Annotated in this window: 26 protein-coding genes, 1 tRNA gene and 1 pseudogene; 18 read left to right on the top strand and 10 right to left on the bottom strand. The window is 68.2% G+C overall.

Features of this window, described 5'->3' with window-relative positions; genetic code table 11:
* The first annotated feature begins 65 nt into the window (after positions 1-65).
* Together DM480_RS11050 and DM480_RS11045 are read left to right on the top strand one after the other, a co-directional pair.
* Positions 66-968, top strand: coding sequence for a fatty acid desaturase (locus tag DM480_RS11050; protein ID WP_115379009.1), 903 nt, complete (start codon positions 66-68; stop codon positions 966-968).
* Positions 965-1,798: a phosphate/phosphite/phosphonate ABC transporter substrate-binding protein gene (locus DM480_RS11045; protein WP_232833970.1), complete on the top strand. Its 834-nt coding sequence runs from the start codon at positions 965-967 to the stop codon at positions 1,796-1,798. Before DM480_RS11050 ends, DM480_RS11045 begins: the two co-directional genes overlap by 4 nt.
* Positions 1,799-1,888: 90 nt before the next feature.
* On the opposite strand, the gene DM480_RS11040 is transcribed toward DM480_RS11045, so the two are convergent.
* The gene (locus DM480_RS11040) at positions 1,889-2,665 is read right to left on the bottom strand and encodes an IS5 family transposase (RefSeq protein WP_115379007.1); all 777 of its coding nucleotides are present in this window, start codon (positions 2,663-2,665) and stop codon (positions 1,889-1,891) included.
* A 183-nt stretch (positions 2,666-2,848) separates the two neighbouring features.
* On the opposite strand from DM480_RS11040, the pseudogene DM480_RS18525 reads away from it, so the two are divergent.
* A pseudogene (locus DM480_RS18525) lies at positions 2,849-3,489 on the top strand (IS6 family transposase).
* Positions 3,490-3,568: 79 nt separating this feature from the next.
* On the opposite strand, the gene DM480_RS11030 reads toward DM480_RS18525, so the two are convergent.
* Positions 3,569-3,658: transfer RNA gene (locus DM480_RS11030), tRNA-Ser, on the bottom strand.
* Between the two features lie 128 nt (positions 3,659-3,786).
* Here DM480_RS11030 and hspQ point away from each other — a divergent pair.
* The 14 genes from hspQ (at position 3,787) to lptG (ending at position 15,902) form a co-directional block, all read left to right on the top strand.
* Complete coding sequence (hspQ, locus tag DM480_RS11025) at positions 3,787-4,167, top strand: heat shock protein HspQ (protein WP_115379005.1); 381 nt, start codon at positions 3,787-3,789, stop codon at positions 4,165-4,167.
* Between the two features lie 140 nt (positions 4,168-4,307).
* Positions 4,308-4,604: a 50S ribosomal protein L21 gene (rplU, locus tag DM480_RS11020; protein ID WP_115379003.1), complete on the top strand. Its 297-nt coding sequence runs from the start codon at positions 4,308-4,310 to the stop codon at positions 4,602-4,604.
* A gap of 30 nt (positions 4,605-4,634) precedes the next feature.
* Positions 4,635-4,904: a 50S ribosomal protein L27 gene (rpmA, locus tag DM480_RS11015; protein WP_115379001.1), complete on the top strand. Its 270-nt coding sequence runs from the start codon at positions 4,635-4,637 to the stop codon at positions 4,902-4,904.
* Positions 4,905-5,080: 176 nt separating this feature from the next.
* Complete coding sequence (locus DM480_RS11010; RefSeq protein WP_198665803.1) at positions 5,081-5,629, top strand: GNAT family N-acetyltransferase; 549 nt, start codon at positions 5,081-5,083, stop codon at positions 5,627-5,629.
* A gap of 76 nt (positions 5,630-5,705) precedes the next feature.
* Positions 5,706-6,299: a helix-turn-helix domain-containing protein gene (locus tag DM480_RS11005; protein ID WP_232833969.1), complete on the top strand. Its 594-nt coding sequence runs from the start codon at positions 5,706-5,708 to the stop codon at positions 6,297-6,299.
* Positions 6,300-6,357: 58 nt separating this feature from the next.
* On the top strand, positions 6,358-7,404 hold the full coding sequence (gene obgE, locus DM480_RS11000) for a GTPase ObgE (RefSeq protein WP_115378996.1): 1,047 nt from the start codon (positions 6,358-6,360) through the stop codon (positions 7,402-7,404).
* 117 nt (positions 7,405-7,521) lie between these two features.
* The gene (locus tag DM480_RS18095) at positions 7,522-7,698 is read left to right on the top strand and encodes a hypothetical protein (protein ID WP_157968787.1); all 177 of its coding nucleotides are present in this window, start codon (positions 7,522-7,524) and stop codon (positions 7,696-7,698) included.
* A 67-nt stretch (positions 7,699-7,765) separates the two neighbouring features.
* Positions 7,766-8,866, top strand: coding sequence for a glutamate 5-kinase (gene proB / locus DM480_RS10995; RefSeq protein WP_115378994.1), 1,101 nt, complete (start codon positions 7,766-7,768; stop codon positions 8,864-8,866).
* A 139-nt stretch (positions 8,867-9,005) separates the two neighbouring features.
* On the top strand, positions 9,006-9,905 hold the full coding sequence (locus DM480_RS10990; RefSeq protein WP_232833968.1) for an NAD(P)H-binding protein: 900 nt from the start codon (positions 9,006-9,008) through the stop codon (positions 9,903-9,905).
* 43 nt (positions 9,906-9,948) lie between these two features.
* Positions 9,949-10,200: an acyl carrier protein gene (locus DM480_RS10985; RefSeq protein WP_115381203.1), complete on the top strand. Its 252-nt coding sequence runs from the start codon at positions 9,949-9,951 to the stop codon at positions 10,198-10,200.
* Entirely contained in the window at positions 10,197-11,453 is a 1,257-nt protein-coding gene (gene spt, locus DM480_RS10980) for a serine palmitoyltransferase (protein ID WP_115378990.1), read from the top strand. The genes DM480_RS10985 and spt overlap by 4 nt, the downstream gene beginning before the upstream one ends.
* A 123-nt stretch (positions 11,454-11,576) precedes the next feature.
* Positions 11,577-13,451, top strand: coding sequence for an ATP-binding protein (locus DM480_RS10975; protein ID WP_115381201.1), 1,875 nt, complete (start codon positions 11,577-11,579; stop codon positions 13,449-13,451).
* Positions 13,452-13,620: 169 nt separating this feature from the next.
* Positions 13,621-14,814 (top strand): LPS export ABC transporter permease LptF, encoded by a 1,194-nt coding sequence (gene lptF / locus DM480_RS10970; protein WP_198665802.1) that lies wholly within the window; start codon positions 13,621-13,623, stop codon positions 14,812-14,814.
* Positions 14,811-15,902, top strand: coding sequence for an LPS export ABC transporter permease LptG (gene lptG / locus DM480_RS10965; RefSeq protein WP_115378988.1), 1,092 nt, complete (start codon positions 14,811-14,813; stop codon positions 15,900-15,902). The genes lptF and lptG overlap by 4 nt, the downstream gene beginning before the upstream one ends.
* 4 nt (positions 15,903-15,906) lie before the next feature.
* On the opposite strand, the gene DM480_RS10960 is transcribed toward lptG, so the two are convergent.
* Positions 15,907-16,452, bottom strand: a complete 546-nt coding sequence (locus DM480_RS10960) for a hypothetical protein (protein ID WP_115378986.1) — start codon at positions 16,450-16,452, stop codon at positions 15,907-15,909.
* 68 nt (positions 16,453-16,520) lie between these two features.
* Complete coding sequence (locus DM480_RS10955; RefSeq protein ID WP_115381197.1) at positions 16,521-17,615, bottom strand: fatty acid desaturase family protein; 1,095 nt, start codon at positions 17,613-17,615, stop codon at positions 16,521-16,523.
* 155 nt (positions 17,616-17,770) lie between these two features.
* Between DM480_RS10955 and DM480_RS10950 the strand changes: the two genes are divergently transcribed.
* Entirely contained in the window at positions 17,771-18,925 is a 1,155-nt protein-coding gene (locus tag DM480_RS10950) for an N-acetyltransferase (protein ID WP_115378984.1), read from the top strand.
* A gap of 103 nt (positions 18,926-19,028) precedes the next feature.
* On the opposite strand, the gene DM480_RS10945 is transcribed toward DM480_RS10950, so the two are convergent.
* From DM480_RS10945 to sufC, 6 genes are all read right to left on the bottom strand, one after another.
* Positions 19,029-19,379 (bottom strand): HesB/IscA family protein, encoded by a 351-nt coding sequence (locus DM480_RS10945; RefSeq protein ID WP_115378982.1) that lies wholly within the window; start codon positions 19,377-19,379, stop codon positions 19,029-19,031.
* A gap of 118 nt (positions 19,380-19,497) precedes the next feature.
* Positions 19,498-19,953, bottom strand: a complete 456-nt coding sequence (locus tag DM480_RS10940; RefSeq protein ID WP_115378980.1) for an SUF system Fe-S cluster assembly protein — start codon at positions 19,951-19,953, stop codon at positions 19,498-19,500.
* A gap of 9 nt (positions 19,954-19,962) precedes the next feature.
* Complete coding sequence (locus tag DM480_RS10935) at positions 19,963-21,171, bottom strand: aminotransferase class V-fold PLP-dependent enzyme (RefSeq protein ID WP_115378978.1); 1,209 nt, start codon at positions 21,169-21,171, stop codon at positions 19,963-19,965.
* A gap of 169 nt (positions 21,172-21,340) precedes the next feature.
* Entirely contained in the window at positions 21,341-22,402 is a 1,062-nt protein-coding gene (locus DM480_RS10930) for a SufB/SufD family protein (protein WP_115378976.1), read from the bottom strand.
* Complete coding sequence (locus DM480_RS10925; RefSeq protein ID WP_115378974.1) at positions 22,399-22,776, bottom strand: hypothetical protein; 378 nt, start codon at positions 22,774-22,776, stop codon at positions 22,399-22,401. The genes DM480_RS10930 and DM480_RS10925 overlap by 4 nt, the downstream gene beginning before the upstream one ends.
* Positions 22,773-23,612, bottom strand: coding sequence for a Fe-S cluster assembly ATPase SufC (sufC, locus tag DM480_RS10920; RefSeq protein ID WP_115378972.1), 840 nt, complete (start codon positions 23,610-23,612; stop codon positions 22,773-22,775). Before sufC ends, DM480_RS10925 begins: the two co-directional genes overlap by 4 nt.
* Between the last annotated feature and the right edge of the window lie 47 nt (positions 23,613-23,659).

The raw sequence follows: 23,659 nt of genomic DNA, 5'->3' as shown, positions 1-23,659 counted from the left end.
GCGATGTTTGCTAGCGTTTAATTCCTATTCGGTTGATGGATTATCTCCGGCGAAGGAGGTCTTCGATGACCTGTACGCTTGGAGATACGGCGCCCCGCAACGGCAGCATCACGATCGAATGGCCGACCGTGGCCGTCGCCATGCTGATCTACGGCGGCTGGCTGGCGCTGACCTGGTGGCATGCGGCGCTGCCGACACCGGTGATCGTCGTCGCGGGCGGCTGGCTCGTCGCCTGGCACGGCTCTCTCCAGCACGAGACGATCCATGGCCATCCGACCCGCTGGCGCGCGGTGAATGCGGCAATCGGCGCCGTGCCGCTGTCGCTCTGGTTGCCCTACGGTCTCTATCGCGACAGCCACGTCGCGCATCACGGCAGCCCGCATATCACTGATCCGCTCGATGACCCGGAATCGCGCTATGTCGCATCGGGCCACGGGGCACGCCATGTCGCAGCGCGGGTGCAGGCGACGCTGCTCGGCCGACTGCTGATCGGACCGGTCCTCGCCGTGCTCGCGCTGGTCGCCGACGAGGTGCGCCGACTGCTCCGCCGGCCCGACAGCGCCGTCCGCGACTGGCTGCCGCACCTCGCGCTCGTCGTGCCGATCGTCGCGTGGCTCGAGTGGACGGGGTTCGGCACGCTGCGCTATCTCCTGCTGGTGGTGTATCCCGGCCTGTCGCTGACGCTGCTGCGCTCCTTCGCCGAGCATCGCGCCGACCTGCCTGGCCCCAGCCGCGCCGCGACCGTCGAGCGCGCCGGGCCACTCGGCCTGCTCTATCTCAACAACCATCTGCACACCGCGCATCACGATCGCCCGGATCTCGCCTGGTATCGCCTGCCCGCCCACCAGCGCCGCCACCATGCGCGCCTGTCCGCGCAAGCGGGGCGCGCCCATCGCAGCTATGGCGAGATCGTCCGCCGCTTCGCGCTGACGCCGCATGACGCCCTGGTGCACCCCGACCGGCGATGAGCACACCCGTCGCCTCGCTCGGCATGTACGACCATCCGGGCCAGCGCGCCGCCAACAACGCGCTGTGGTCCGCGATCGTCCGGCATCTGCGCGGACTCGGCATCGCCGCACCCGACACCCTCGACCGCGACCGGCCGGTCGAGGCGATCTGGCGCGACCCCGACCTGCTGTTCGCCCAATGCTGCGGCTATCCGCTTGTCGCCGATCCGGAGCTCGCGCTGCGCGTGATCGCCATGCCGCATTATGCGCTGCCGGACTGCCCGCCGGACCGCCATTACAGTCGTATCCTCGTGCGCGCCGACGATCCGGCTACCAGCTTGGCGGCGCTCGCCAGCCGTCGGGTGGCGATCAACGCCCCGCTTTCCAACACCGGCGCGAACCTACTGCGCGCCGCCGTGGCGCAAGTCGCTCCACCCGACGGCTTCTTCGGCACGACGATCGTCACCGGATCGCACCGCGCCAGCATCGATGCGGTCGCCAGCGGCCGCGCGGATATCGCCGCGATCGATGCGGTCACCGCGGCGGTGATCGCCCGCGACGATCCGGCGGCGCTGCACGGCCTGCGCGACCTGGCAAGAACACCTCGCGCCCCCAACCTGCCCTTCGTCACCGCCCGCAACACACCACCCGCGGTCGTCGCCGCGTTGCGGGAGGCGCTGCACGCGGTCATTCGCGACCCGGCGTTGGCGCCAGCGCGCGCCGCGCTGCTCCTCAACGACATCGTGCCGGCGTCCATCCATCGCTACCGCCTGCTCACGCGGTTCGGGCGTGGCGCGCCCGCGCGCGCCATCGATCCCTCCGCGACGAAGGTGGCGGCCGCAATACGGTGATCACTGTGTGGACCTGGGCGACGAAGGCCGGTTAGGCCATTCCTCTGCCAAGGCGAACGGCATGCCCAGCGCTTTAGGTGCTGTCTGCATTTAGCGTAGCCAGATCATGTAGCGTAGCCAGATCATGGTGCAGGCGAGGTGGACGAAGCCCATGAAGGCGGGGAGTGTCTTCTCGCAGCGCAAGGCGATGCGGCGGAACCGCTTGAGCTTGTTGAAGAAGCCTTCGACCTGATGGCGTTCCTTGTAGAGGCGCCAGTCGATCGACGGCTTGGTGGTGCGGCTTGGGTTGGTCTTGATCTGCGCAGTGGCCTTGAGGTCGTCGGCGATGAAGGCGCGTAGCGGATCGGCGTCGTAGGCGGCATCGGCGATGACGTGGCCGATGCCTCGAAGGCCGGTCAGGAGAGCTTTGGCGTGCGGGCTGTCACCATGCTGGCCAGGTGTGGGATGGATGCGGATCGGCAGGCCGATCGCGTCGACGGCCGCATGCAGCTTGGTCGTCAGGCCGCCACGGGAGCGACCGATCGCGGCAGCTTCAGCCCCCCCCTTTGCACCGGTCGCATCGGCGTGGACCTTCGAAATCGTGCTGTCGATCAGGACGTACTCGAAGTCCGGTGTGTCGGCCATGGCATGGAACAGTCGCTCCCAAACGCCTGCATGCGACCAGCGGCGGAACCGCGCATGCACCCCGCTCCACTTGCCGAACACCTCCGGTAAGTCGCGCCAGCGCGCCGCATTTCCGGCCATCCACAATATGGCGTCCACGAACAGCCGGTTGTCGACGCCGCTACGGCCCCGCGTCCCCACACGCCCGGGGAGATGACCCTCGATCCGCTCCCATTGCTCGTCCGTCAGCGTGCGTCTGCTCAAGGTCAGGCTGCTTCCCCAACCTTGAATCAGAACAACCGCTCAAATGGAATCCTCCAAATGCAGACAGCGCCTAGAGGGCGGTGTCAAATCAACGTGGCAGGCGGCTGATACCGATCGGTGATGAGCCGCAAATCGAGAGCGCTGCCGCCAAGTCCGTTCCGCCGCTTCAACTCCTCGCCTTAAGTGATCTGGCTGGTGGTGCTGATGTACGTGCGCTTTCCGCTATCCCTGCGCAATGTTGAGGATTTGCTGTTCGAGCGCGGCATCGACGTATGCCACGAGACGGTGCGGCTGTGATGGAGCAGGTTCGGCCCGCTGTTTGCAGGCGACATTCGTCGCCAGCGGGTCAGCCGCATGCGGGGGTTTCGACACTGGCGCTGGCATCTCGATGAGATGTACGTGAAGCTCAACGGCGATATGGTCTACCTGTGGCGAGCCGTTGATCACGAAGACGAGGTGCTGGAGAGTTACGTCACCATAGCCGCGATGAGCCGGTGGCACTGATCTTCATGCGCAAGGCGCTAAAGCGCCATGGCTCACCCGAGGCGATCGCCACCGATGGCGTGCGCAGCTACGTTGCGGCGATGGACGAACTTGGCTGCCGGAAGAAACAGGAGGTTCGTCGCTGTGCCCATAACCGGGCGGAGAACGGCCACCTGCCGTTCCAACGACGGGAGCGGGCGATGCTGCGGTTCCGGCAGATGAAGAGCCTGCAGAAGTTCGCCTCGGTCCACGCCAACATCCACAACCACTTCAGCCTGAAACGCCACCTCACCGACCGAAAGACCTACCGCGAACGACGCTCCGTCGCGCTGGCAAGCTGAGCCGCGGGAGTCAGAGGGCGAAGTGCATCGCGTGGAGAGCGGTTCGCGTTAGACTGACGGCACCCGTTAGACGCATGAATGGCGGAGAGGGAGGGATTCGAACCCTCGGTACCGTTGCCGGCACGCCGCATTTCGAGTGCGGTGCATTCGACCACTCTGCCACCTCTCCGCGAGGACGATCCGGGAGCGAATGCTCCAGCGGGGCCGGTCGAGGGCGCGCCTCTAACGGCTTCGATTGGGGCTGGCAAGCGTCCTCGTGCGCTTGTGCACTGCGCAAACGTCATTAAATTGTCAGCCATGCCGCGTCACGACACCATCATGCCCGCCCCCGCCGACCAGATCGTCGCGCCGCCGGTCGCGCATGCGCGTTTTTCGATCGGCGACGTCGTACGCCATCGCCTGTTCGACTTTCGCGGCGTCATCTTCGATGTCGACCCCGTCTTCGCCAACACCGAGGAATGGTACGAGGCGATTCCGGAAAGCGTGCGGCCGCGCAAGGACCAACCCTTTTACCACCTGCTCGCCGAGAATATCGAATCGAGCTATGTCGCCTATGTCAGCCAGCAGAATCTGGTGCCCGACGACAGCGACGAGCCGGTCGATCACCCCGCGATCTCGGGCCTGTTCACCGATTACGCCGACGGGCGATACGCGCTGCGCCGCGAACATCGCCACTAAAGCGCCTCGTCGCGGCGGCACGCCCGGCAAAATCGTGGTTGCCGGTTGACAGCGACGTCGTTCTTGCCTAGCTGCCGCGCTTCATCCCGCCGGGCCCTGGCTCTGCGCGGGCACATATTTCTTGGGAAGTGATAAGAGCCATGTTCGCAGTCGTGCGCACGGGCGGCAAGCAGTATCGCGTCGCCGCCGGAGACAAGATCGTCGTCGAGAAGCTGGACGGCGAAGCCGGCGCATCGATCACGCTGGGTGATGTCCTGCTCGCGGGCGAAGGCTCCGAGCTGAAGAGCGTCGAGGGTCTGACCGTCGCCGCCGAGATCGTCGCACAGGCGAAGGGCGAGAAGGTCATCGTCTTCAAGAAGCGCCGCCGTCACAATTATCGCCGCCGCAACGGCCATCGCCAGAACCATACGATCCTTAAGATCGTCTCGGTCGGCTGAGCCCGTACGCGCGAACAGGAGTAAAGCAGCATGGCACATAAGAAAGCAGGCGGTTCGTCGCGCAACGGTCGCGATTCGGCCGGTCGTCGCCTCGGCGTGAAGAAGTTCGGCGGTCAGGAAGCGATCGCCGGCAACATCCTCGTGCGTCAGCGCGGCACGAAGTTCTACCCGGGCCGCAACGTCGGCATGGGCAAGGACCATACGCTGTTCGCGCTCGTCGACGGCCGCGTGTCGTTCCACGACGGCAAGCTCGGCCGTAAATTCTGCTCGGTCGAGATTATGGCCGAGGCGGCTGAATAACATCGGGCGACCAACCGGGTTGCCCACCAGGGTGACCCGGTCGCACCGTCCAGGCGGTGCCAACCAGACAAGGGAGGCGGGTCACCCCGGCTCCCTTTTTTCGTGCTCCCTCAACCCCCTGTCGCGCCCGCGTCACAGACGCGTGGCAGCGGCGCGCACGAGGAGAGCGACGGACCATGTTCGCCAGAACACCCAGATTGACGCTGCGGCCCGGCTGGCCGGAGGATGCCCCCGCCCTGGCGCGGGCGATCGCCCACGAACCCGTCGCCCGTATGCTGACCCACGTTCCCTTCCCCTATGGCGAAGCCGATGCCGCGACCTTCCTCGCCCGTCCCTGCACCGCCAGCGAACCGCGGTTCCTGATCTTCGCGCACGACCGCGATGCCACGCCCCTGCTCGTCGGCGGGATCGGCATCACGCCTTACGAAACCGGTCCCGAACTCGGATACTGGCTGACCCCGGACGCCTGGGGCCGCGGTTATGCGACCGAGGCGGGACGCGCGGTAGTCGCGATGGCGCGCGACGCGCTGCCGCTCACGCGGCTGTCGGCGTGGCATTTCGTCGACAATCCGGCATCCGGGCGCGTGTTGCGCAAGCTCGGCTTCCAGCCGACCGGGCGGACGCTCGTCAAGCGTTCGGGCGCCCGGGCCAGCGATGCCGCGTCGATCGAATACGCCCTCGATCTGTCGGACGATGCGCACCATCCCATGCCGATCGCGGCATGACGCGGCCGACACGCGTGCGCGCCTGAGGGCGGCGGAGAGCTTTACCGTCCCCGCCGCCCCCGCTACCCGGCATGGAGTGACCGCCCGCAAACGCCTGTCCCCCGACGAATCGCGCGATCTGGCGCTGGAGGCGGCGCGACGGCTGCTGGTCGAAGAAGGGCCGCAGGCGCTGACGCTGAAGGCCGTCGCCGCCGCGATCGGGCGCACGCACGCCAATCTGCTCCATCATTTTGGATCGGCGGCGGGCCTCCAGCGCGCGCTGATCGCGCGCATGGCGGGGCGCGTCACGGGCACGATCCGCGACGCGGTGCTGCGCAACCGTGGCGGCGATCCCGATCCGGCGCACATCGTCGGCCTGATCTTCGACGCCTTCGATTCGGGCGGCGGCGGGGCGCTGGCCGGGTGGATGATCCTGTCGGGCAATCGCGATGCGCTCGATCCGATCCTGTCCGCGATCCACGCGCTGGTCGACGAGCTCGCCGTCGGCGCCCCCCCGTCGGCGCGGTCGATCCAGGAAGAAACGCTGCAGCTCGTGCTGATGGCGCTGGGCGACGCATTACTCGGCGCGGCGATGGCGCGCGCGCTGGGCCTGCCGCGCGGCCGCGCGCGCGAACTTGCGGTCGCGATGCTGATCGCCGACCGGCAGGATTGCGCAGCCGCGACCGGCTGATTCCTCGCATCGCGCCGCCGGGGGTGGCCGTTCGCGGCCATGACGCTAAAGAGGCGTCATGCATTTCCTCGACCAGGCCAAGATTTTCGTCCGCTCCGGCGCGGGCGGTCCCGGCGCCGTCAGCTTCCGGCGCGAGAAGTTCATCGAATATGGCGGCCCCGACGGCGGCAACGGCGGCAAAGGCGGCGACATCGTGTTCGAAGCGGTCGCCGGCCTCAACACGCTGATCGACTTCCGCTACACGCAGCATTTCCGCGCGCCCCGCGGCCATGGCGGATCGGGCAGCAACCGCACCGGCGGTGGCGGTGACGACCTCGTCATCAAGGTGCCCGTCGGCACGCAGGTCCTGTCGGAGGATAAGGAAGAGGTGCTGATCGACTTCACCCGCGTTGGCCAGCGCGAGGTGTTCCTGCGTGGCGGCGACGGCGGGCGTGGCAATGCCAGCTACAAGACCTCGACGAACCGGGCGCCGCGCCAGCACGGCACCGGCTGGCCCTATCAGGAGGCATGGGTGTGGCTGCGGCTGAAGCTGCTCGCCGATGCCGGGCTCGTCGGCCTGCCCAACGCGGGCAAGTCGACCTTCATCAATGCGGTCACCAATGCGCAGGCGAAGGTCGGCGCATACGCCTTCACGACGACGCGCCCGCAGCTCGGCGTCGTGCGCCATCGCCAGCGCGAGTTCGTCGTCGCCGACATCCCCGGCCTGATCGAAGGCGCAGCGGACGGGGCAGGCATCGGCGACCGGTTCCTGGGGCATATCGAACGATGCCGCGTGCTGCTGCATCTGGTCGACGCCAATGACGCCGACGTCACCGAAAGCTATCGCATCGTGCGCGAGGAGCTGGAAGCCTATGGCGCGGGCCTCGTCGACAAGCCGCACGTCGTCGCGCTCAACAAGATCGACACGCTCGACGACGAATTGATCGATGCGCTGAGCCGCGAACTCGCCGAGGCGAGCGGCGCGGAGGTGATCCCCCTGTCGGGCGCGGCGGGGACGGGCGTCGACTGGGTGCTGGATCGCCTGCTCGACGCGATCGGCCCCGCGGCCGACGCCCCCGTCACCGACGACGGCGAGGAAGATACGGTGGAATGGTCGCCAGTCTGACGCGCATCGGTACGGTATCGGTCCGGGCCTCGACACCAGGTTGATCCGAATCGGATGCGATCGTAGGTCGAAGATATGGGCAAGTCATGCCTTGAAGGCATAAGCCGAGTATCCACCGTGACCGAAATCGACGCCCGCCGCCTTGTGCGCCTCCACCTCGACCAGGCATTGTCGCTCGCGACGATGCTGGAAGAAACCCTGCTCATCGCGCTGATTACGGAGGCATCCGAATATTGCGACGCGCGCGGCTTCGTCATCCCACCCGACACGGCGGTGTCCACCGCCCTGCAATAGGCATCGCCCGCGCGCCATGTCAGCGCGCGTGACAGGAACGCCCCACGCGCGCTAACGCAGCGTCGCGATGCTCTTTCCTGCTGCCTCCTGCCCGCGTCTCGTCGTGAAGGTCGGTTCCGCACTGCTCGTTTCTGCCGACGGCGCGGTGCTGCGCGACTGGCTGATGACGCTGGTCGCCGACATCGCCGCGCGCGTAGCGGCGGGGCAGCAGGTGGCGGTCGTGTCCTCCGGCGCGATCGCGCTCGGCGCGCGGCGGCTCGCGCTGCCGAAGGGTGGACGCGCCAGCCTCGAGGATGCGCAGGCCGCCGCCGCGACCGGACAGATCGTGCTCAGCCAGACCTGGGCCGAACTGCTCGGCGCGCATGGTCTTGCCGCCGCGCAGATGCTGGTGACGCTCGGCGATCTCGAGGATCGCCGCCGGTATCTCAACGCCGCCGCGACACTCGGCCGGCTGCTCGGCCTCGGCGTCGTGCCGGTCATCAACGAGAATGACAGCGTCGCGACCGAGGAAATCCGTTTCGGCGACAACGACCGGCTCGCCGCGCGCATCGCACAGGCGGCGGGGGCAAGCGGCGTCGTGCTGCTGTCCGACGTCGACGGCCTGTACGACGCCAACCCGCACACGCATCCGTCCGCGCGCCATATCGCGCGGGTGGAGCGGATCGACGCGGTCGCTGGCATGGCGGACGGCGGCTCCGCGTCCGGCATGGGATCGGGCGGCATGGTGTCGAAGGTGGCGGCCGCGCGGATCGCTACCGCCGCCGGCGCCGCGCTGGCCATCGCATCGGGCCGCGTCGACCATCCGCTCGACGGCGAAGTGCGCCATACGCTGTTCGTCGCCGAGCGCACCGCGCCGGCACGCAAGGCGTGGCTCGCGGGCGGCCTGACCGCGCAGGGCGCGATCCATGTCGATGCCGGCGCGGCGGCGGCGTTGACGCGTGGCGGCAGCCTGCTCGCCGCAGGCGCGACGCGCGTCGAGGGTCATTTTGCGCGCGGAGACCTGGTGACGATCGAAGGCCCTTCGGGGCGCCTCGCCCGCGGGCTCGCCGAATATGATGCGGACGAGGCGGCACGGTTGCTCGGTCGCCGGACAGAGGAGCAGGCCGAAATCCTCGGCTATGCGCCGCGCGCGGCGCTCGTCCACCGCAACCATCTGGCGCTGTTGTGAGGAGCCGCTGCCCCGTGCCCGTGACGTCATCCCCGGACTGGCGGGGACACGGGCCGGCCGGCTTCGCGCTTCTGGCGCTGCCACCAGAGGAGCTCGCGACCCGCTTACGCGGGGGTGGCCGCATAGCGGGGTGCGGCGCGTGACTACCCTCGCCATCACCGGCGCGACCGGCTTCGTCGGCGCCGCCCTCCTTGCCCGTGCGACCGAAGCCGGCCACCACGTCCGCGCGCTCACCCGCCGCCAGCAACCGCCGCGCGCCGGCGTGATCTGGGTCGAGGGGGCGCTCGACCGACTCGACACGCTCGCCGCGCTGGTGGCGGGCAGCGACGCGGTGGTCCACGTCGCGGGCGTTGTCAACGCGCCCGACCGCGCGGGCTTTATCGCGGGCAACATTGAGGGCACCGCCAATATCCTCGCCGCAGCGCAAGGCGCCGGCGTCACACGTTTCGTTCACGTCTCGTCGCTTTCCGCCCGCGAGCCGCAATTGTCCAACTACGGCTGGTCGAAGCGCGAGAGCGAGGCGCTGGTGGCGGCGTCCCCCCTTGCCTGGACGATCGTGCGGCCGACCGGCGTCTATGGCCCGGGCGACATGGAGATGCGCGACATGTTCCGCCTCGCGCGGTTCGGCCTCGCGCTGCTGCCGCCGCCAGGCCGGGTCTCACTGATCGCGGTCGACGATCTTGCCCGCCTGCTGCTCGCGCTGGCCGGGACCGACGGGCCGCGCGCCGTGCTGGAGGCGGACGACGGCAACGTGCTGACCCATGCCGACCTCGCACGGCAGATCGGCCGGGCGGTCGGGCGGCGTGTGTTGCCGATCCACCTGCCCGCCGCCGCGCTGCGGCTCGGCGCCGTGCTCGACCGGCGGTTTCGTCGCGCGGGCGCAAAGCTGACCGCGGACCGCGTCGGCTATCTGTGCCACGACGACTGGACCGCCGATCCGGCCCGCCGCCCGCCCGCCGCCGTGTGGACGCCCGCTATTCCCACCGCGCAGGGGCTTGCGGACACGGCCCGGTGGTATCGCGCCCATCGCCTGCTATAGCGCCGCAACCCTGCCGCAATTGCCTGTCAACGGAAGCCGCATCATGACCGACCGCACTCAGATTCTCGACACGATCAAGGCGCAGATCGAACCCTTCAACAAGAAGGGCGTCGCGCTGACCGAGGCCACCACCTTTCAGGGCGATCTGGAATGGGACAGCCTGACCGTGATGGATTTCGTCGCTGCGATCGAGGACGAATTCGACATCATCATCACGATGAACATGCAGGCGGAGATCGAGAATATCGGCCAGCTCGCCGATGCGGTCGCCAAGCTGAAGGCCGATCAGGCATGACCGAAACGGGCCTGCAGCCGGAGGCGCCGGCGCTGCCTGTCGCCGATGGCGACCGGGATTTGATGAGCAAGTTCGACGGCCTGATCGCCGAGCGCCAGGCGCTGATCGACACCGGCGTCACCGATCCGTTCGCGATCGTGATGGACGAGGTGAAGTCGCCGACCGAGGCGGTAATCGCCGGTCGCGACACGATTCTGCTCGGCACCTACAATTACATGGGCATGACGTTCGACCCCGACGTCCTCGCCGCCGGCCACGCCGCGCTCGATCAGTTCGGATCGGGCACCAACGGCAGCCGCATGCTCAACGGCACCTTCCGCGATCATATGGCGGTCGAACAGGCGCTGCGCGACTTCTACGACGTGTCGGGCGCGATCGTCTTCTCGACCGGGTACATGGCCAATCTCGGCATGATCTCGACGCTGGCGGGCAAGGGCGACTACGTCATCCTCGACGCCGACAGCCACGCGTCGATCTACGACGGCTGCAAGCAGGGTAGTGCGGAGATCGTCCGCTTCCGCCACAACGACGTCGCTGATCTCGACAAGCGTCTCGGTCGCTTGCCCAAGGAGGCGGGCAAGCTCGTCGTGCTCGAGGGCGTCTATTCGATGCTCGGCGACATCGCGCCACTCAAAGAAATGGTGGCGGTCGCCAAGAAGCACAATGCGATGGTGCTGAGCGACGAAGCGCATTCGATGGGCTTCTTCGGCCCCAACGGCCGCGGCGTCTACGAGGACCAGGGGCTCGAGGGCGACGTCGATTTCGTCGTCGGCACTTTTTCGAAATCGGTCGGTACCGTCGGCGGTTTCTGCGTGTCGAACCATCCCAAGTTCGAAGCGATCCGCCTCGCCTGCCGCCCGTACATCTTCACCGCCAGCCTGCCGCCGTCGGTGGTGGCGACCGCGGAAGCGTCGATCCGCAAGCTGATGACCGCGCATGCCAAGCGCGCGCAGCTGTGGTCCAACGCGCGCCGCCTGCACGGCGGGCTGAAGGCGATGGGCTTCCGCCTCGGCACCGACAATCCGGACAGCGCGATCGTCGCGGTGATCCTCGACGACCAGAACCAGGCGGTCGCGATGTGGCAGGGGCTGCTGGAGGCGGGCGTCTACGTCAACATGGCGCGTCCGCCCGCGACGCCGGCGGGCACGTTCCTGCTGCGCTGCTCGCTGTGCGCCGAGCATCGCGACGCGCAGATCGACACCGTCCTCGCCACGTTCGAGGCGGCGGGCCGGGCCGTGGGCGCCATCGGCTGAACGCCCGGCTTCGACTTCCCAGCGGCCGGCGAACAGGATAGCATCACTGTCGTGACGCGGGACGAGGCCGAACCGCTGGCCCGGGGGGGCCAAGCCGCCTGGCGGACCATCACGCTCGTCGTGATGGGGCTGCTGGGCGCGGCCGTGCTCGTCGCGCTCGTCATCACGCTCGGCAACGCCAACCGCCAGCGCGACCGCGCGCTACGGCTGCAGGCGCACAGCTACGACGTGATGGTGCTCGCCCGCACGCTGGCCGGCTCGATCGCCCAGTCCGAGGCCGCGCTCAGCCGCTACGTGATCAGCGGCGATGCCAAGCTGGGCCAGATCTATTACGACAAATGGCGCCTCGCGGGCACGCAGCTCGACCGGCTCGACGCGCTGGTCGCGCCCAACCGGACGCAGGGCCGCCGCGTCGAGCATCTGCGCGATGCATATGAGGCGCGTGGTAGCGAGCTGTCGCTGATCGCGCTCAGCACCACGTACAAGAAGAACGCGCAGGCACTCGCCCGCTTCTACAAGGCGCGCCAGTCGCCCAGTCTCGACGATATCGACCGCACGCTCGACCGGCTGATTACGGGCGAGCGCGCATTGCTCGACGCACGCACCGCGGAGGCGATGCGTACCGTGCAGCGGTCCAATCGCTACGCCGCGGTGCTGGCGATGTTCGGCGCGCTGATCGTCGTCGGGGCGCTGCTGCTCGGCTGGTTCATCATCCGCGCGATCGGCGAACGCGCCATCGCGCGCGCGGATGCCGATGCGGCGCAGGAGCGCGCGGACGAACTCGCCGCCGCGGTCGCGCGCGCGACCGCCGACCTGCGCGTGCAGGAAGCCAAGCTGCGCCAGGGTCAGAAGATGGAGGCGGTGGGCCAGTTGACCGGCGGCATCGCACACGATTTCAACAATATGCTCGCGGTCGTGCTCGGCGGGCTGGAACTGGCGAAGCGCGCGGTCGGCGGCGATCCGGCGACGTGCGCGCGCCATCTGGACAATGCGACGGAGGGCGCGAACCGCGCCGCCGCCCTCACCCGCCGCCTGCTCGCGTTCAGCCGCGAGGAATCGCTGAAGCCCGAACCGCTCGACGCCGCCGCGCTCGTCGCGGGCATGTCCGAACTACTCGACCGCACGCTGGGCGATGCGATCACCGTCACGACGCGGGACATGGCGCAGGGCTGGCGCGTCCATGCCGACCGGGTGCAGCTCGAAAATGCGGTGCTGAACCTCGCGGTCAATGCGCGCGACGCGATGAACGGGCGCGGCACGCTGACCATCGCCACGGGGACGGCGGTGCTCGCCGCGCAGGAGGTCGGCGAATGCGCGGCGGGCGAGCATGTCTCGATCGCGGTCGCCGACACCGGCTGCGGCATCCCCGCCGCCATCCTCGATCGCGTCTACGAACCCTTTTTCACCACCAAGGAGGCGGGCAAGGGCACCGGCCTCGGCCTCAGCCAGATCTTCGGCCTGGTCCGCCAGCTGGGCGGCGCGATGGCGATCGACAGCGTCGTCGATGCCGGCACGACCGTGACGCTCTACCTGCCGCGCGATACGCGTGCGGCCACCCCCGCGCCCCTGCCCGCGCCCGGCCCGGCACCCGTGCCGGCGGAGCCGCAAAAGCTCGCGGTGCTGGTGGTCGAGGACGACCCGCGCGTGCTGATGGCGACCGTCGGCGCGATCGACGAGCTGGGCCATATGGCGATTCCCTGCGACGCGCCGGACAAGGCCGCCGCGCTGCTCGACGCCAATCCCGGTATCGACCTCATCATCTCCGACGTGCTGATGCCCGGCCAGACGGGGCCGGAAATGATCGCCGCGCTTTCGCCGACCGTGCCGCACGTCGCGGTATTGTTCGTCACCGGCTTCGCGGGCGAGGCGAATGCCGCGGAATTCGGCGACCACCACGTGCTGCGCAAGCCGTTCACGCTTTCCGGTCTCGAACGCGCGATCGCGCAGGCGATGGCGCGCGATCGCCCCGCCCCGCCGCAGCAGATCGCCGCCGAATAGCGGCGGCGGGTCTGCGGGATCAGCGGTAGCGGGCCTTTCCCGTCACGCCGGCTGCCGATACGGCATTGCGCGCGGCCCATGCGAACCGGAGCCCTATTTTTAGCTGGCGCGTCCGGCCAGCGATCCTATACGCCTGCCTTTCCCGTTCCGGCCGAGCAGCCTTCACCGTATGACATCCATCGACCGCTACATGGCCCGGCTGATCGCGTTGCCGTTGTTCTCGACGCTGACGATCGCGGCCATGCTGCTGGTGCTCGACCGCATCCGCCGCCTGTTCGATTTCGTCGCGACGCAAGGCGGGCCGATCAGCGTCGTGTGGCGGATGCTCGCCAACCTGCTGCCCGAATATCTGGGCCTCGGTATCCCGATCGGCCTGCTGCTCGGCATCCTGCTCGCCTTCCGCCGGCTCGCCGCCAATTCGGAACTCGACGTACTGCGCGCGGTGGGCGTCAGCTACACGCGATTGCTGCGCGTCCCCTACATGTACGCGATCGTACTCGCCGCGCTCAACATCGCGATCGTCGGCTTCGTCCAGCCGCAGGCACGCTATTATTACGAACAATTGCGGTTCGAACTGCGCACCGGCGCGCTGGGTGCGTCGATCAAGGTCGGCGAGTTCACGCATTTCGGCAAGCAGATGACGCTGCGGATCGAGCAGAGCCACGACCGCGGCCGCCAGCTCGACGGCATCTTCGTGCATTTCGAAAACAAGGGCACGAGCTATTCGGTGACCGCACAGAGCGGCCAGTTCCTCGCGACCGACGACCCCAACACGATCATCTTCCGTCTGACCAACGGCACGCTGATCCACAAGGCGCCGGAGTTCAAGGTGCCGCGCGTGCTGACCTTCACGTCGCACGATCTGCCGATCCCGCTGCCCAAATACGAAAGCTTCCGCCGCCGCGGCGGCCGCAACCTCGAATTCACGTTGCCCGAGCTCGCAAAACTCGGCCATCGCGCGCCGAGCGAGGAACAGCGCGACAGCAGCCGCAGCGAGTTCCACTTCCGCCTCGTCGAGGTGGCGACGATGTTCCTGCTGCCGCTGCTCGCCATTGCGCTGGGCGTGCCGCCGAAGCGATCTTCGTCCGGCGTCGGCGTGTTCCTCGCGATCGTGATGATCGTCGCCTATCACAAGGTCAACGAATATGCCGCGTCGATCGGCGAGCTCGGCAGGATCGACCCGCTGATCGCCCTGTGGACGCCGTTCCTGCTGTTCGCAGGGATCATCATCTGGATGTACTATACGATCGCCTACGTCCCCGGCGGCCAGCCGATCGGCGCGATCGAGCGCGCGTTCGGCAAGCTCGGCAAGCTGATCGTCCGCTATATCCCCGGCCGTGGCCGCAAGAAGGGCGTCGCATGAAGGCCTTCTTTCCGTCGCGCGTCGTGTCCTGGTACATGGCGCGACTGTTCCTGACGCGGACCTTCGGCCTGCTCGCCGCGCTGGTGCTGATCCTGCAGACGCTCGACCTGCTCGGTGAATCGGGCGCGATCCTTGCGCATCCCGGCAACACGCAGGACCAGGTGTGGACCTACGTCACGCTGCGCGCGCCGCAGATCATCGCGTTCCTGCTGCCGTTTTCGGTGCTGCTCGGCGCGATCGCGACCTTCTTCACGATGAACCAGAACAGCGAGATCATCGCGCTGAAGGCGGCGGGCCTGTCCGCGCATCAGGTGCTCGCACCGCTGTTGGTGGCGAGCTTCGGCGTCGCGGTGGTCAGTTTCGCGTTCAACGAGCGCGTCGTCGCACGCGCTACCGCCACGCTCGACCAATGGAAGGCGGTCGATTACGGCACGTTGCCGATCGATCGCGGCGATCGGTCCAACGTCTGGGTCCGCGACGGCGACGATCTGATCGCGGTCGGTCAGGTACGCGGCAAAGGCAAGGCGGTCGTCTTGGGCGACGTCACCATCTACGATCGCGCGGGCGGCAACCTGGTCGCGATCACCACCGCACCGCGCGGTCGCTATGTCGGCAAGGGCTGGCAGATCGGCCCTGCGACACGGTTCGACGTCGCCACCGCGCGCCAGCAGGCGATTGGCAACGTGGTGGTCGCCCCCGGCGTGCGCCCGGACCAGTTCACGCTCGGCGACGTCAATCCCGATGGTCTTTCCTTTTCCGCGCTGGACGCGGCGATCGGCGACCTGCGCGACGCCGGCCGGCCGACCAAATCGCTCGAAAGCACGCTCTGGCACAAATTGTCGGGGCCGCTGTCGGCGGTGCTGATGCCGCTGCTGGGCGCCGTCGCCGCCTTCGGCATCGCGCGGTCGGGCCAGTTGTTCGTCCGCGCGGTCATCGGCATGGCGCTGGGCTTCGCCTATTTCGTCGCGGACAATTTCGCGTTGGCGATGGGCAATCTGGGCGCCTACCCGCCCTTCCTCGCCGCCTGGGCGCCCTTCCTGCTGTTCCTGCTGATCGGCGAGGCGGTGCTGATCCGTACCGAGGAATAGCCGCTCAGGGCACCGAGACGATGCCCTCGACGGGCTGCGGGTAGCGCAACAGCAACGCCCGCGTCAGCGATAGACCCAGCGCATTCGGTGCGTCGGCCGCGCTGCCGTCGACCTGCGCGGTCAGCGCGCTGCCGGTCCACACGTCATGGCCGTCGGCGCGCGTGACGATCCGCAGCGTCAGCGTCGACAGCATCAGCGCATGGATACCCTCCTTGCGCGTCGGCAGCGTCACGCGCGCGCTCGCCCCCCAGTTGCCGACTCCCGTATCGGTCGATGCGACGCTCGACCCCGGCGCGGCGACCGATCCTTGCGCGCGACGCTGAAGCGTGACGATCGCGGTATAGCGCCCGACGCCCTGGCCGGGGAGGACGAGAAAGGCCCGCTCGGCCAAGGCGTCCCCGACGCCCTCCGCCAGCGCCTGCGCGACCGGGGTGGCGAGGCCGCTGTCCTGCGCAACGGCGACGGTGATCGTTCCCGATCCCGTCGGGGCGGTATCCGGCACCCCCTGCGCTGCCAGCGCCAGGCCGATCCCTATCATCGTCGCCGCCATCGCCGTGTCCCTCGTCGTCCGCCGGCATGGCGGGATCGCGCGATCCTAGGACGGCACGCGGCCCGCGCCTATCGCCGGATGAGGGTACTGCGGAAAATCTTGTTCACCAGCCCCGGCAGCCCCGTATAGCTCGCCTTGTGATAGGGCGAGCCCGCCTCCAGCGCGGCGGTGATGCGGCGGTGGGCCTCGCCCAGCGAGTGATAGGGCAAGGCCGGGATCAGGTGATGCAGCGCGTGGTAGCGCAGGCCGACCGGCGCCCACAGCGCAGGCAGCAGCGCCGGCGGCGGCACGTTTACCGAATCGAGATACTGGCCGGTGACGCTCATCGGCTCGCCGTCATTTTCCCACAGATGCGCGACGAGCGTGCGCACCTGGTTGACCACCGCGACACCGGAGCCGATCGCCAGCGCGATCAACACGCCGCGCAGCGGAAAGACACCGGTCGCGGTGAGCACGACGATCGCGATCGCCCACAGGCTCGCCGCCGCCTCGACCCGGTTCCACAGGACACGCGCCTCGCCCTCCGGCGCGCGACGGCGGAATTGCGGATTGATCGCCAGCGCCGAATAGCGCTCCATGACGATCGCCCGCAGCTTGGGCGACAGCAGCGAGAGCGGCGACAGGACGGCGTAGCGGATCAGCAGGCCGATGGGCGCGAGCGCCGAGATCAGCACGAACGCGGGCAGCGTCCACGGCTTCATCAGCGCGAGCGGCAGATATTCCGGATCCTCCACGGTGCCGTACCGCGTCTTGGCGTGATGCAGATTGTGCACGCCCTCATACATGAAGCTGGGCGTCAGCATCGGCACGCCGACCAGCGCGTTCCAGCCGCCGCGGAACCGCGGCAGCGCGCTGTGCTTCATGTGGCTGACTTCATGGATGAAGCTCAGCGCGCGATACAGGGCGAGCGCGGATATCACCGCGAACAGCACGACCCAACCGGTGCCGCTGACCGTCACCGCCGCGGCGAGCGCGCCGTAGCCGATCGCGGCGGACGCGATCAGGTCGGCCCAATAGATGCGCGGGCTGGGCGCGATCAGGTCGCGCGTCAGTTCCGCCGCGGTGCGCAGCATCGCCTTGTCGTCGGCGATGCGGATCGTCGTCGCGCGCGCGGGCGTCGCCGCCGGCGCGACACCGCGCGAAAGGGAAAGACTGCTGTCCATGACCTTGTCCATTGCCTGCAGATAGTGGCGACAGCGTGGCATTTACAGGCGCGAAACCGGCGGCATCCGCGAGTTTTCCGATCAGTGATGACGCAATAGTCACTCGTCAAATCGGCCTGCGATGCTAGAGGCTGACGCGCCGGAGGGAGGACATAATGGCGAACGACTTCACGATCAGGCCCGTGGTGACGAAGAAGGACCGCAAGGCCTTCGTCGACCTGCCCTTCCGTCTGTACCGCGACGATCCCAACTGGGTGCCGCCGCTGAAGGGCGAGGCGCTCGGCCTAATCACGCCGGAAAAGAACGGCTGGTACAGCCATGCCAAGGCGCAATTGTTCCTCGCCGAGCAGGAGGGCCGCGTCGTCGGGCGCATCTCCGCGCATATCGACACGCTGGCGCTGGCCATGCCCGCCGAACAGGGCTTCGGCCCCGGCACCGGCCAGTGGGGGCTGATGGATGCGGAACGCGAGGACATCTTCGTCGCGCTGCTCGCCAGGGCGGAAGGCTGGCTGCGCGAGCAGGGCATGACGCGCGCGCTCGGCCCGATCTCGCAATCGATCTGGGAAGAGCCGGGCCTGCTTGTGCAGGGGTTCGACCATCCGCCGACGATCATGATGGGCCATGCGCGCCCGGAATATCAGGGGTGGATCGAGCGCGCGGGCTATGCCGCGGCCAAGACGCTCTACACGTACGAGCTGGACATCACGCAGGAGTTCCCGCCGATCGTCAAGCGGATCATCAAGTCGGGCGAAAGCAATCCGCGCATCCGGATCCGCGAGGTCGACAAGACCAAGTTCGAGGAAGAGGCGGCGATCATCCTGTCGATCCTGAACGATGCCTGGGAAGCGAACTGGGGTTTCGTGCCCCTCACCCCGCCGGAGATCAAGGACGTTGGCGTCAAGCTGAAGCCGATCGTGTTCAACGACCTGATCCGCATCGCCGAACTGGACGGCAAGCCGGTCGCGTTCATGATCACGCTGCCCGACCTCAACGAGCCGCTGAAGCCGCTGAACGGCAGCCTTTTGCCCTTCGGCTGGGCGAAGCTGCTTTTGTGGCTGCGCAGGCCCAAGGTGCGCACGATGCGCGTGCCGCTGATGGGCGTGGTCAAGGAGCTGCAATCGTCGCGGATGGCGAGCCAGCTCGCCTTCATGATGATCGAATACATCCGCCGCGCCTCGGTGACGCATTACGGCGCGAGCCGCGGCGAGATCGGCTGGATTCTCGAGGACAATCAGGGGATGCGATCGATCGCCGAGACGATCCAGAGCCGGGTCAACAAGACGTACGTGGTGTACGAGAAGGCGCTGTAGGCCACCCTCACCCTTCCCATCGCCTTCGGCGATGGGCCCCTTTCCTCTCCCAGCGGGAGAGGGAGGGAGGCGCGAAGCGCCGGAAGGGTGAGGGTGAGCGCGCCTAGACCGTAAAGCTCTCCCCGCACCCGCACGCGCCCTTGGCATTGGGGTTGGCGAAGACGAAGCCCGCGGTGAAATCGTCCTCGACCCAGTCCATCGTCGATCCGACGAGATAGAGGATCGACCCGCCGTCGACGTAGAGCGTACCGCCCGGCGTCTCGATCTTCTCGTCGAACGGCTTGGCGTCGGTGACGTAATCGACCGAATAGGCGAGGCCCGAACAGCCGCGGCGCGGGGTCGACAGCTTGACGCCCGTCGCGCCTTCAGGGGCGCGGGCCATCAGCGCGGCGATCCGCGCCTCGGCGTTCGGGGTCAGAATGAGCGGCGCGGGCCGCTGACGTAGCGTGGTCATCTCGTCTCTTCTCCAGGCCCCTTCCTCCGGGGCGCAGCGGGTGGGAAGAGCCTTGCAGAGCATGTCGCTTGCGGCGCCCCCACCCCGACCCCTCCCCTGAAGGGGAGGGGCTTGTTCGTTACAGCATCCCGAGTTCGAGCTTCGCGTCGTCCGACATCTTCTGCGGGTCCCAGGGCGGGTCCCAGACGAGGTTGACGTCCGCGATCGCGATGCCGGGGACCGATCCGACGCGCAACTCGACCTCGCCCGGCATCGATTCGGCGACCGGGCAGTGCGGCGTGGTCAGCGTCATCATCACCGCGGCATGGCCGTCGGCGGTGATTTCGACGCCGTAGATCAGCCCGAGGTCGTAGATGTTGACCGGGATTTCGGGGTCGTAGATTTCCTTCAGCGCGTCGATCACGCTTTCGTACAGCGCGCCGCCGGGCTCGTGCGCCGCGTCGCCCGCGGGCTGCTGCTGGAGGAAGCCGCTCAGGTAATCGCGCTGGCGCGGTTCGCCGGCCGCATCCTCGACGCGCGCGCGCGGCGGCGGCGACACCGCCTCCACCTCTTCGACCCGGATCGTGTCGCTCATTCGTCGTTCCTACCCAAAAATCCGCGTGACGCGTTCGATGCCGCGCACCAATGCCGCGATATCCTGCGGCCCATTGTAGACGCCGAAGCTGGCGCGCGCGGTCGCCTCGACGCCCAGCGTCTCCATCAGCGGCTGCGCGCAATGATGCCCCGCGCGGATCGCCACCCGGCCTTCATCCAATATGGTGCCGACGTCGTGCGGATGCACCCCCTCGACCGTGAAGGAGACGATGCCCGCCGCATCCTCCGGCCCGACCAGGCGGACCGAATTGAGCGACGACAGCGCCGCGCGGGCATCGCGGACCAGCGCCGTTTCGTGCGCGTGGATGCGGGTAAGCCCGATCCCCTCGACATAATCGATCGCGGCGGCGAGGCCGAGCGCACCGACGATATGCGGTGTCCCCGCCTCGAACCGCCCCGGCGGCGGCGCGTAGGTGGTGCGCGCGAAGGTGACGCGGTCGATCATCGACCCGCCGCCCTGCCACGGCGGCATCGCATCGAGCAGTTCGGGCCGCGCCCACAGCACGCCGATGCCGGTCGGGCCGTAGAGCTTGTGGCCGGAAAAGACGTAGAAGTCGCAGCCGATCGCCGCGACGTCGAGCGCGATGCGCGCCGCCGCCTGGCACCCGTCGAGCAGGATTTTCGCGCCGACATCATGCGCCAGCTGCGTCGCGCGCGTCACGTCGAGGACGGAGCCGAGCACGTTGGAGACGTGCGCCAGCGCGACGAGCTTGTGCTGCGGCGTCAGCATGCGCGCCATCGCGTCGAGGTCGATACGATGATCCGTGGTTAGCGGCACGACGTCGATGCCCGCGCCGATGCGCTCGGCCACCATCTGCCACGGCACGATGTTGCTGTGATGCTCCAGCGCGGAAAGCAGGATGCGGTCGCCCGCCTTGAGCTGCGTCGCCGCCCAGCATTGCGCGACGAGGTTGATCCCCTCCGTCGCGCCGCGCACGAAGACGATCTCGTCCGGCGAACCGGCGCCGATGAAGTCCGCGACCTTCCGCCGCGCCGCCTCATAGGCGACCGTCATGTCGGCGGAACGCTGGTACACCCCGCGGTGCACCGTCGCGTAGGTCTCGCCATAGGCGCGCGCGATCGCGTCGACGACGACCTGCGGTTTCTGCGCGGTCGCGGCGGTGTCGAGATACGCCCAGCCCTGCGGGATGGCGGGGAAGTCGGCGAGTGCGTCGAGCGGGGCTTCGGCGGCGGTCATGCGAGGGCTCCGGCACCGCGGAAGTGGACGAAGTGGAAGGTACGTAGCTCTTCAAGCCCCTCCCCTTTAGGGGAGGGGGAAGGGGTGGGGCGTGTCTCACCGAGACCGGCAGCGGCGGCCCCCACCCCTACCCCTCCCCTAAGGGGGAGGGGCTTTGTTGCGCCCACCATCACAACGCCTGCTCCAGCCACGCATCCGCATCCGCCGCGAACACCTCGCGCACCGCCTGGTCCGCAATGCGATCGAGCGCGTCGGCGACGAAGGCGCGCGTCAGCAGCGCCTTGGCGCGGGCTGCTGGGATGCCGCGGCTCTGCATATAAAAGAGCGCGCGGGCGTCGAGTTCGCCGACCGTCGCGCCGTGCGCGCACTTCACGTCGTCGGCGAAAATCTCCAGTTCAGGCTTCAAATTCACCGTCGCCGAGCGTTGCAGCAGCAGGCCGCGCAGGCTCTGCTCGCCATCGGTCTTCTGCGCGTCGCGCGCGACCTCGACCGCGGCGACGAGGCTGGCGGTGGAACGATCCGCCGCGACCGCGCGCCACAGTTGGTGGCTCTGCCCGTTGGGCGCGGCGTGGCGGACGCGCACTGCGCATTCCTGGCGCTGGTCGCCCCGGGTCAGCAGCGCGCCGCCGAGTTCGGCATAGGCGCCGTCGCCGTTGAGCGTCAGCGCCGCGTCGAGCCGCGTGCCCGCCGCCGTGGCGCCGAGCGCGACCGAGACGAAGCTGGCGGCCCGCGCGATCGTCACCTCGTCGCGTGTCGAGACGAAGCCGGCGTCCTGCACGATCCGCACCGCGCGCATCGCGCGTGCGCCCGTGCCCAGATCGAACCGGGTCAGCGTGTTGGTCCAGCCGGCGCCGGTGAACGTCTCGACCAAAGTGAGGACGGCATCCTCGCCGATCGTGATGCTGATGGGCGTATGGCTGTCGCCGCCCGCATTGGCGCGGACGATCTCGATCCGGGTGACGCTGCGGGGAGGAAGCGTGATCGCATAGCCCTGCCCCGCCGCGTGGCGCGCGAGCGGATGATCGCTGGCAAGCGTCGTGGCCGCGATGCCGAGGCCGGCCGGCTCGTCGACCAGAAAACTGTCGACGAAGACCAGCCGGACGGCGTCGGTGAGGATCGGCTCCGGGATCGGTGCGGTCGTCGACGGCAGCGCGCGCGCCGCCTCCAGCGCGGGCATGTCGGCCCAGCGGAACGCCTCGTCACGGGTGGTGGGAAATTCCATCAGGCTCATGCCCCCCGCCCTTCCACCGCACGGCGACGCGCCACCAAATCGCCGACCAGTTCGTCGCGGCGCGGCATCACACAGGCAAGCATCGCCTGCTCGGCGACCGTCATCAGCCGCTTGCGCTCACCGCGCGAAAGGCCCTTCGCAGTGGTTGCTTCGAACGCAGACCGCGACTTAGGAAAGCATTCGGTCATCACGGTGCAGCCGATCGCGTCGATCTCGGCGTCGCCGGTCGATACCTTTGTGACGCAGGTCACGCGCCCCTTCTCGGAGGTTAGCTTCGACCGCCACGCGTCGAGCTTGCGCCCAATGACGACGATGTCGCTCTCAGGCGCGGGTGCGGGCGTCACCGCCTGGATCGCAAGCGCGAGCAAGATCACGCAACGACCCCCGCATAGCCTTCGCGTTCCAATTCGCGCGCCAGGTCGGGGCCGCCCGAGCGGACGATGCGGCCGTCGGCGAGGACGTGGACGAAATCGGGCCGCACGTAGTCGAGCAGGCGCTGATAGTGGGTGATGAGCAGCACCGCCTTGTCGGCTTTGCGCATGATGCGGTTGATGCCGTCGCCGACGATGCGCAGCGCGTCGATGTCGAGGCCGGAATCCGTCTCGTCGAGGATCGCGAACTTGGGGTCGATGATGCCCATCTGGACCATCTCGTTGCGCTTCTTCTCGCCGCCGGAGAAGCCGACGTTGACCGGGCGCTTGAGCATCTCGGCGTCCATCTCCAGGGACGCCGCCTGCGCGCGGGCGAGCTTCAGGAATTCGGCGCCCGACAGCGGCTTTTCGTCGCGGGTCGCGCGCTGGGCGTTGAGCGCCTCGCGCAGGAACTGGACGTTGCTGACGCCGGGGATTTCGACCGGGTATTGGAAGCCGAGGAACAGGCCGGCGGCGGCGCGTTCATTGGGTTCGAGGGCGAGCAGGTCGATCCATTCATCGTCACCCCGGACTTGATCCGGGGTCCCGCTTTCCTCGCCCGCGCCCGAAGAAGCGGGACCCCGGCTCAAGGCCGGGGTGACGGCGGTGGGGCGGAAGAGGATCGAGCCCTCGGTCACCTCATAGCCGGGACGGCCACCGAGGACGTAGCCAAGCGTCGACTTGCCCGCGCCGTTCGGGCCCATGATCGCATGGATCTCGCCCGCGTTGACGGTGAGGCTGAGGCCCTTGAGAATTGGCTTGCCGTCGATCTCGGCGTGGAGGTTTTCAATCTTGAGCATCTTCTTATCCGATGAAGCCCGCGAACAGGCCATATCCAAAAATCACT

Origin of the sequence: Sphingomonas sp. FARSPH, from assembly GCF_003355005.1 — a bacterium.
GTDB lineage: Bacteria > Pseudomonadota > Alphaproteobacteria > Sphingomonadales > Sphingomonadaceae > Sphingomonas.
This window is presented reverse-complemented; position numbering and strand designations above follow the sequence as displayed.

Coding starts and splice junctions, on each gene's coding strand:
- DM480_RS11050 (WP_115379009.1), top strand. CDS start 66: ATGACCTGTACGCTTGGAGATACGGCGCCCCGCAACGGCAGCATCACG.
- DM480_RS11045 (WP_232833970.1), top strand. CDS start 965: ATGAGCACACCCGTCGCCTCGCTCGGCATGTACGACCATCCGGGCCAG.
- hspQ (WP_115379005.1), top strand. CDS start 3,787: ATGCCGCGTCACGACACCATCATGCCCGCCCCCGCCGACCAGATCGTC.
- rplU (WP_115379003.1), top strand. CDS start 4,308: ATGTTCGCAGTCGTGCGCACGGGCGGCAAGCAGTATCGCGTCGCCGCC.
- rpmA (WP_115379001.1), top strand. CDS start 4,635: ATGGCACATAAGAAAGCAGGCGGTTCGTCGCGCAACGGTCGCGATTCG.
- DM480_RS11010 (WP_198665803.1), top strand. CDS start 5,081: ATGTTCGCCAGAACACCCAGATTGACGCTGCGGCCCGGCTGGCCGGAG.
- obgE (WP_115378996.1), top strand. CDS start 6,358: ATGCATTTCCTCGACCAGGCCAAGATTTTCGTCCGCTCCGGCGCGGGC.
- proB (WP_115378994.1), top strand. CDS start 7,766: ATGCTCTTTCCTGCTGCCTCCTGCCCGCGTCTCGTCGTGAAGGTCGGT.
- DM480_RS10985 (WP_115381203.1), top strand. CDS start 9,949: ATGACCGACCGCACTCAGATTCTCGACACGATCAAGGCGCAGATCGAA.
- spt (WP_115378990.1), top strand. CDS start 10,197: ATGACCGAAACGGGCCTGCAGCCGGAGGCGCCGGCGCTGCCTGTCGCC.
- DM480_RS10975 (WP_115381201.1), top strand. CDS start 11,577: ATGGGGCTGCTGGGCGCGGCCGTGCTCGTCGCGCTCGTCATCACGCTC.
- lptF (WP_198665802.1), top strand. CDS start 13,621: ATGACATCCATCGACCGCTACATGGCCCGGCTGATCGCGTTGCCGTTG.
- lptG (WP_115378988.1), top strand. CDS start 14,811: ATGAAGGCCTTCTTTCCGTCGCGCGTCGTGTCCTGGTACATGGCGCGA.
- DM480_RS10960 (WP_115378986.1), bottom strand. CDS start 16,452: ATGGCGGCGACGATGATAGGGATCGGCCTGGCGCTGGCAGCGCAGGGG.
- DM480_RS10955 (WP_115381197.1), bottom strand. CDS start 17,615: ATGGACAGCAGTCTTTCCCTTTCGCGCGGTGTCGCGCCGGCGGCGACG.
- DM480_RS10950 (WP_115378984.1), top strand. CDS start 17,771: ATGGCGAACGACTTCACGATCAGGCCCGTGGTGACGAAGAAGGACCGC.
- DM480_RS10945 (WP_115378982.1), bottom strand. CDS start 19,379: ATGACCACGCTACGTCAGCGGCCCGCGCCGCTCATTCTGACCCCGAAC.
- DM480_RS10940 (WP_115378980.1), bottom strand. CDS start 19,953: ATGAGCGACACGATCCGGGTCGAAGAGGTGGAGGCGGTGTCGCCGCCG.
- DM480_RS10935 (WP_115378978.1), bottom strand. CDS start 21,171: ATGACCGCCGCCGAAGCCCCGCTCGACGCACTCGCCGACTTCCCCGCC.
- DM480_RS10930 (WP_115378976.1), bottom strand. CDS start 22,402: ATGAGCCTGATGGAATTTCCCACCACCCGTGACGAGGCGTTCCGCTGG.
- sufC (WP_115378972.1), bottom strand. CDS start 23,612: ATGCTCAAGATTGAAAACCTCCACGCCGAGATCGACGGCAAGCCAATT.